This is a genomic window from Agrobacterium tumefaciens str. B6 (genome assembly GCF_001541315.1).
GTDB lineage: Bacteria > Pseudomonadota > Alphaproteobacteria > Rhizobiales > Rhizobiaceae > Agrobacterium > Agrobacterium radiobacter.
The window spans coordinates 1-1,682 of sequence record NZ_LMVK01000036.1 but is presented as its reverse complement, the minus strand read 5'-3'; the positions used below and the strand labels follow the sequence as shown (position 1 = coordinate 1,682).

Annotated in this window: 1 protein-coding gene; it reads left to right on the top strand. The window is 57.6% G+C overall.

Going from position 1 to position 1,682, the window contains the following annotated elements; genetic code table 11:
- Nucleotides 1–162: 162 nt before the first annotated feature.
- Nucleotides 163–1,590, top strand: a complete 1,428-nt coding sequence (locus ASB65_RS21015; RefSeq protein ID WP_060725267.1) for an ISNCY family transposase — start codon at nt 163–165, stop codon at nt 1,588–1,590.
- Nucleotides 1,591–1,682: the final 92 nt, after the last annotated feature.

The window sequence follows — 1,682 nt, the reverse complement described above, 5'->3', positions numbered from 1 at the left end:
GTTATGCGATTATTGTTTGTAACGGCATTTTAGAGATGCGACACATAGGCCGGTTAGAGATGCGACAGTCGTCGCCTCTTGGGATGCTGGTCCAACGTCAGCAATGGGAAGCAAGATCAGCGACGTGCATCGTGGCCGAGGTCATCCTTGTTTGGAGTCGTCATGTCTTGTTTGATTGTCATGTCGCAGAAAGAATTGCATCGCCTTGAACTCATCCAGCGGATTCGCGGTGGCAGTCTCAGTGTCGTTGATGCGGCCGAGTTGCTTCGTCTTAGCCGCAGTCAGGTCCACCGCCTGTTGCAGGCATATGATCTGGCCGGCGCCGACGGACTTGTCTCGAAGAAGCGCGGCCGTCCGGGCAACCGACGTCACGGCGAGGATTTTCGCAATCTTGTGCTCGACCTGGTGCGGGAGCATTACGTGGATTTTGGACCGACGTTGGCGGCCGAGAAGCTGATCGAACGTCACCGTATTGGCGTCAGCAAAGAGACGCTGCGTCAGTGGATGATGGAAGCCGGCATCTGGGTGTCGCGGCGCGAACGCAAGAAGCGGGTTTTCCAGCCACGCGGGCGACGTGATTGTTTGGGCGAACTGGTCCAGATCGATGGCTCGCATCATTGGTGGTTCGAGAACCGCGGTCCCAAATGCGCCCTGCTCGTCTATATTGATGATGCCACCGGCAAGCTGTTGCATTTACGCTTTGCGACTTCCGAGAACACCTTCGATTATCTGCACGCGACAAAGGCGTATCTGCAGCAATGGGGCAAGCCGATTGCGTTCTACAGTGACAAGCATGGCGTCTTTCGCACCACGCATGCGTCGGAGAAGGATCGTACTAGCGGCCTGACGCAGTTCGGCCGGGCGCTTTATGAACTGAACATCGACATTATCTGCGCCAACACTCCGCAGGCCAAGGGCCGGGTTGAACGCGCCAATCAGACATTGCAGGATCGGCTTGTAAAGGAGTTGAGGCTGCGCGGCATCGACACGATCGAGGCGGCAAACGCCTATGCGTTAGAATTCATGACCGACTTCAATCGTCGCTTTGGCAAGGCACCCCGTAATCCGAAGGACATGCATCGGCCGTTTGCCGATCATGAGAACCTCGATGGTGCGATGTGTCGCAAGGAGGTCCGCAAGCTGTCGAATTCACTGACACTACGTTATGACAAGGTGATGTTCATTCTCGATCCGACAGACCGGGCAGCGGCGCTCGCCGGCAAGAAGGTTGTCGTTTGCGACTATCCCGACGGACGCCTGGAGATCACAGATGGGGAAGCCACCCTGCCCTACAGGACGTTTGACATGTTACGTTCCGTTCACCGCCCTGAGGTGGTCGAGAACAAACGACTGGATGACATGCTTTCGATCGTGGCTGAGTTGCAGGCGGGGCGCAAACAGCAGCGCAGTAAAGGCGGACCGCGCCGCACCGGCCAAACGGATCATATGTTCGGCATTCGCGACGGCAGCCAAGGCAATGGCTACCAGAAGCGCGGAACCAAGCCTGGCAGAAAGACCGATTTTACCAAGGATCCCGCAGTCATCGCGAAGCGGCAGAACGCCCTTGCGCGGTTGAAGGCGGCGGAGTGATCGGGCTGTCAAAGCTAAAGTTTATCCAGTTTGTCGAGCCATCCGCCGCCGACCGGGCTGCGCAACCCTGACCAGCTCCACCCGGACGGCGG

Excerpts from the sequence above, each read along its gene's own strand:
- ASB65_RS21015 (WP_060725267.1), top strand. The coding sequence starts at position 163 with ATGTCTTGTTTGATTGTCATGTCGCAGAAAGAATTGCATCGCCTTGAA.